2 protein-coding genes are annotated in these 6,668 nt (G+C 38.0%); both read right to left on the bottom strand.

Going from position 1 to position 6,668, the window contains the following annotated elements:
• Positions 1-1,074: 1,074 nt before the first annotated feature.
• Positions 1,075-4,185 (bottom strand): autotransporter outer membrane beta-barrel domain-containing protein, encoded by a 3,111-nt coding sequence (locus ACFIKE_RS07615; RefSeq protein WP_375649035.1) that lies wholly within the window; start codon positions 4,183-4,185, stop codon positions 1,075-1,077.
• A 675-nt stretch (positions 4,186-4,860) separates the two neighbouring features.
• On the bottom strand, positions 4,861-6,668 hold a 1,808-nt coding region (locus ACFIKE_RS07620; protein ID WP_375649037.1), incomplete at its 5' end, for an autotransporter outer membrane beta-barrel domain-containing protein.

Raw genomic sequence — 6,668 nt, forward strand, 5'->3', positions numbered from 1 at the left:
TATTTTTTGTGTTTTATGTAAATATGGAATTAAAAAATTACTCAAAAATACAATCTAAATCTGTCGCTTTTACAAAAAAATTGCAAAAATATAACTGAAGAACGACAGAAAAATCACCTTTAAAGTTGTTATTCCAAAATAGCCTTAATCGGTTGACATGCATTAAAAACGCCTGCTTTAACTGCTGTCTAATCCCACCAGAACGGGTATAATCAACATCCTTACGATAGAGATATTATATTGAAACAATATGTATTTGTAAGCAGACAAAACATATAACAAAATTGAAAAACAAGAGTTTACCTATGCCTTTTTAGGCAAACTTCGTGGCAAGACAGCCTAATAAAGAGTAGGAACGTGTAAAAATCAGTTCCTATTTTTACTACCTCCTTTTAATGTAACTTGATAACATTTAAACGCATTCAGAGCCGGATCTTTAAAAAGTAAAGATCATACATGACTTCATCCTGGTATTTAACGCATTCCTTTTAAGAAAACACATTTTCCAAAAACAATATGTCATTATGTTTCTCATTCATCAGTTTTCTCAGATATCTCTCATTTTTGCCATCCCCATTTCACAACGACAGCGGATATAATATAAAGTTCATCGGATATAGCCCTCATTGCGCTTGAGTATCTTCTTTTCCTTTGCCAATTTCTAATATTGTAAATCCTCTCCTCTTAAGGTAATTTTCAAAATTATATTGACTCCTTTCTTAGACGATTATCCCCTTGCCAATCTGACATATAATATGCAAAGAAATGCTTTTTATGGGTTCATCATAAGATGCATTGAAAATATTTCCGCATCCTGAATTAAAAAATATCTTTATCAATCGGCATATAATAAATAATATAATTATCACTCTGAAATACACGTTTTGAAACGATAACGTACAAACTCTTCAAACTTGTCAAAAAAATGAAAGAAGTCCAACCCAAAAGCATATTAAAGATATGCAAAGTTACACTCTCGTAAAAAGGCTATAACACAAAATGAATAGAGAATGAGAAAAAGCCACAAGTTATACTTGTGGCTTTTTCAAAGATTAATCAGAAACAGCAACAAAACTAGAAATGATAACGCAAACCACCAGAGAAACTAGTTCCAGAAAAACCAGCTTTCGTTAGCTTGTGCTGATAAACCAAATCGCCGTAAAGCGCAAATTTTTGAGACAATTGGGCATTAAAACCTAATCCAGTTTCTAACGAAGAACCAAAAGAGCCTAGCTGAAAAGCATCTTTAAAATGCACAAATTGTTTTCCTTCAAAACCGTGAGCAAGATGAAGCTTGCCATAGAAAGAAACAACTTGAGCCTTATCAGTTGCGACCAGCCTCTTTGTTAAACGCCCTCCAACACGCCCTATCCACTGATGAAGTTTTCCTAAATCAATATCAAAGCCATCCACATCAGGCACTTTATTAAATTGAAGATATTGATAAACAACTTGAACTTGCGGATCAAAAACAAAACCGTTCTCCCCCACCATAAACGTTTTACCAGCAGTCAATGAAGCACTTAAAGGATTTCCCTTTAATGTTGCCGTCTTGCCACGTGCAGTTGTTAGAACATCACCTTTAAACAAACCGTAAGACACAAGACCATCAACGTAAAAACCTGCATCATGCTGCATACCACCGTATGCTGTAACTGACCATTTATCAAATGTACTTTTTTGACTCTGCTCAACATTCAAAGGTTGCAAAGAAAATCTCTCGTAGGCCCCGATAATTCCAAAAGAAGTGGAACCATACATATTTTCGATTGCTTTCAGCAAAACGCCTGCCTCTATGGCATTATAATCAAGCTCGCCGCCATAACCATATTCAAGCGCAGAAAGATTTGAAGTATAACGATGATTGCCGCCATAACCGCTCACAAAAAAGAGAGGATTTTCACGACTTTCTAATAAGCCCCCAGAGGAAATTCGTAAAGCTTCTAATCTCTTATTTTGATTGTTCACATTCATCAAACCAATATGACGTAAGGCATTAGGCAAAAGGAGATAAGTCGGAACCTGCGGAACAACAACCCTAACTCCCGGCTTAGGATGAGGCTCCGGAGCTGGTTCTGGTCCTGGAATTGGATCGGGATCCGGTTTAGGTTTAACATCAGAATCTATAGATCTACTTTCAAGGCGAAAATCCCAAAATTCTCCGTTCCCTTCAACTAATCTTTGATCCATGCTTGCTTTTCCCAAATGAGACCCTGGACCATAACTATAAAGCTTATACTGATAAGGTAATTTATCTAATGCTACATAACCACCTTCCAACTGAAAAGAATCTTGCTCTGCTTGTCCAGAAACCTGAATGATTGAAATACCTTGATCATTTCCTCCCCTTCCCGTATATCCTCCTGGACTTCCTGAAACTCCACGCACCTGGAGCTTTGTTTTTCCCGAAACATCACCATGAATTAAAACACGATCAGTCTTTTGATGATCAAGAGCACCACCACTATTCAAGTATGTATTAAGGGAAATAGAGGCACCGTCCCGTGCTCTATAAACTTCACCCTTTCCCTTTCCAATACGAAGAGTTTGATAATCATCAGCAGAAGAAGATTCATCTCTTTTAAAATTAATAGAGCTCTCACCCATAAGACTAACGAGTGAAATAGAAGAATCATGAGCAGCATCATGTTGATCTTTTTGCAACGGTTGTTGTAAAATCCATTTAGAACGGCCTCCCAAATAAAGTTCGGCATTAGAATTTTTATCAACATGTGTGCGACCTTCAAGAGTAGAAGCATCAGCCAAAACTGTTATAGAAGCACCTTCCTCAGCTTTTAATAAAAAATTCCCTGAACGAAGAGTGCTGTGCACCAACCCCACCGCACCAGAAATAATGTTTCTACCATAAAGAGCCGCATCGTCTAAAACAGAAAACTCTGTTTTATCCAAATTAACAACTTCTAATCGTGGTAAAGCTTTTTCTTCCTCTGATGAAATTTCTTCTTTTTTATCCCCACCTTCACTCCATGGCTTCTCTCCCCGCAAATAGATACCATAAGATCCCTTACCCTTTACAGTAACAGAAGAGGATTTCATATTAACTTCAGTCACAGGAATCTTTGAACCAGAATCTTCATTTGATAAATCTTTAACTTCCTGCAGAGGAATAGAATCGACTGTATTTTCTAATAATATGCCATGGACATCCATAGCACGAATAGTAGTACCCTCTAAATTAACAGCCCCCCCTAAATCCGTATGCACAACCGCACGATCCTTACCTTTGTCACCCTTCCCAGTAATTTTAACATTCTCGAGATTTACCTCCCCACCTAACATCGAAGAAATCCCATGGCTGTTCATAAAATCAACTGATCCACCTGACATCCAAACTTCTGAATGATCATAACTTAAAAGGCTTGCGTTCCCATTAGCGGTCTTAATTTCTGTATCTTCTAAAAGAACAAACGAATTCTCTGTTGCGTCAACACCCTCATTACTTTCCTTAATCTTGCCATTTTTTACCTCAATCACGCCATTACTCGCACGAAGGGCTATAACTGTATTTTTGATAATCGGATCTTTCAAAACAATCTTACCGTTCTCTAATACATGCACCCCCACGAGAAAAATTTTATCAGCAACTTGACTACTAACCGTTACATCCTCCCCACTAACCCTTGTGCCTATTCCTTTTACCGTTATAGCAGTAGGTTCATCAGGATAATTGGAAACGTTCTTATTTGTAATCCTATAAGATTTATTATCAATTTTAGACTCCCCTTCAGACTCCCCGCAATTATCGCATATATAATACAACCCATTATAGTAATAAAACCCAGGATTCACTCCTCTTCCATCCGAGCGCTCATTTTTAACCGTATTATCTACATTTTTCTGATATCCGTTCTCTCCATCCACTCCACTCAGCTCACGATAATCGCTCCCCCCACGAATACCCTCATCGTTATCGCCAACATGAATCATATCAGGAGTATAATAATTCCTCCCCCCACTTTCTCCTCTAAGAGGAAGCTTATGCTTATTACTCCCGCTAAGATGAGGAGAAGAATTAGCAGAGACAACTGGGATAACCTTTATAACATAAGGTTTACTATCCTTCCCCTCTGCAGCCGCATACACTTCTCTTCCATTTTGAAGCAAAGAGAGGATAGCTGTTGTACAAGCACATAAACATACATGATTTCTAAAAACTTTAATCATAGTTCCCTCGAAACTTTCCTTCCCCTCTCATTAAAAATAAAAGCACCTGCAAAACATCCCATTGCACACCTCAAAACACGAAAAGTGTAACAAAAAGAACATGCATCATGCTCATCTGAACTGTGCAATGAATTATCCCAATACATTTGGCAGAAGCTCTACGCCAAAACCACCTATAAGAGAATAATTAATAATCACACTTTATAGGTGTATAATGCATTCTGTATTTCGTGTAAAGAAAAAATAAAATCAGTGCGTGCAATTAATTAAAAAAACAACTAAACCTTGTGACCTTAAAAAATTAATCCACAAGGAGATAAATAAAACAATGAGTTAAATCAGTGGAAAATAAACTCTCAAAAACGAGTTTTAGAAAACATCAAATATTATATTAGATAATATCAATAGAGTACCAAAAAGGATAACCTAACGCATACTGGACTGCTGAACGCTTAAAAAGCCGATAAACGCGAGGCATTCTATCGCACCAAAACAGCATAAATTTTAAGAGAATTCGCTTTAGCGTAGAAAAGCGCTCTCATGCATAAAACAAACTATGTCTTTTTTTGCTCAATCAAGAAGATGAAAAGCTTTTAAGAGCAACACAAGTTGTTACAAAGAAAAAAGGCAGCACAATGTGCTGCCTTTTTTAAAAGGTACATACTGTACCTTATATTAAAACTGATAACGTACTCCACCAGAAAAACTTGTTCCAGAAAAACCAGCCTTATTAAGCTTATGTTGATAGAGGACGTCAGCATGTAGAGAGAACTGTGGCAACAATTTGGCATTAAAGCCTAATCCAGCCTCTAATGAAGAACCAAAAGCTCCTAACTTGAAAGCATCCTTGAAATGCACAGACTGTTTTCCTTCAAAACCGTGAGCAAGATAAATCTTACCGTAGAAAGCAACAGCATCCATACCTTCAGAGCCTGTAGGAGTCTTGGTTAAGCGTCCACCAACACGTGCCACCCACTGATCAAGGTTACCCATTTCAATATCAAAATTGTCAATATCACGAGCTTTATTAAACTGGAGATGTTGATACACAACCTGAACCTGCGGATCAAAGACAAAACCCTTATATCCTGTAGCAATTGTCTGACCACCAGATAAGGAAACACTCAAAGGTTTACCTTTCAATGTTGTTGTCTTACCTCGTGCAAGAGTGAGAACATCACCTTTGAACAGACCATAGGATAAAAGTCCGTCGACATAGAAGCCAACATTATGCTGCATGCTACCATATACCGTAGCAGTCCATTTATCAAATGCACTCTTCTGGCTTTGCTCAACATTCAAAGGCTGCAGAGAAAGTTTTCCATAAGTTCCCATAACGCCAAAGGATATAGCACTGTCAGCATTTTCAATAGTTTGCAGCAGAACACCTGCCTCTACACCATTATAACTAAGATCGCCGTCGTAACCATATTCAAGTGCGGAAAGATCTGAAGCATAACGGTAACTTCCACCATAGCCGCGCAAGTACAAAGCGGGATTTTCACGAACCTCTACCATTCCTGTAGAAGTCATCCGTAACGTCTCCAACTGCTTATTTTGATTGCTAATATCCATCAAACCAGCGTGGAATACGCTATTAGGCAAGACAAGATAAGTTGGAACCTGTGGAACAACAGACCTTACAAATTGTTCAGGAAGGGCAGCAGATCTCATAGACTTAACATACTGATTTTCTAGACGGAAGTTCCAAAATTCTCCACCATCCTTAACAAATTTCTGCTGAACATGCTCCTGTTTCGAAGTCGCTTCTGGACCATAAGCACGAAGAGTATATTTGTAAGGTGAGTTTCTCAGTGCAACATAATTGCCATCGAGTTCGAAAGAATCTTTCTTTGCTTGACCATAGACCTGAATAACTGAAACACTGTGAGCAATCTTTCCATTCGCTCTAGCATCTCCTACATTGGCCGCATCACCCCGTACATGTATTTTCGTTTTTCCAGAAACATCACCATGAATGACAAGCCGATCAGTGACTTGCTGATCACTCGGATCATGAGGATTTAAACGTGCACTGAGATGAATTACAGCATTACCCTGTGCCGCATAAACTGTTCCTTTCCCATTCCCAATATGAAGAGTTTGATATTTCTCTCCAGATTCGGAAGATCTAAAATCAATAGCACTATTTACAAGTCTCACAGAAGAAACGCATGAATCCACACATCCTAAATCTGGAGTACCCAAATTCTTCTGCACACTTCTTTTTAGAATCCACTGTGAACTATTAGCCAGGTCTAATTTTGCATAAGAACTTTTATCAACGCGAACATCGCCTGTAACAATAGAGCTATCAACCGAAACCGATATATTAGAATCATTCTCAGCCTTCAACAACAAGTCACCAGCAAGAGTTGTTTTATTTTCTAATGAAACATGACCACCAGAATTATTACCATAGATCGCTATACCCTTTGCAACTTCAAAATCAGTTTTCTTCAACGAAACTGTCCCTGTTATGC

The sequence above is a fragment of the Bartonella sp. MU70NMGDW genome (assembly GCF_042194085.1).
GTDB lineage: Bacteria > Pseudomonadota > Alphaproteobacteria > Rhizobiales > Rhizobiaceae > Bartonella > Bartonella grahamii.

Bases quoted from the DNA above. Each gene is read 5' to 3' on its own strand.
- ACFIKE_RS07615 (WP_375649035.1), bottom strand. From the start codon at position 4,185: ATGATTAAAGTTTTTAGAAATCATGTATGTTTATGTGCTTGTACAACA.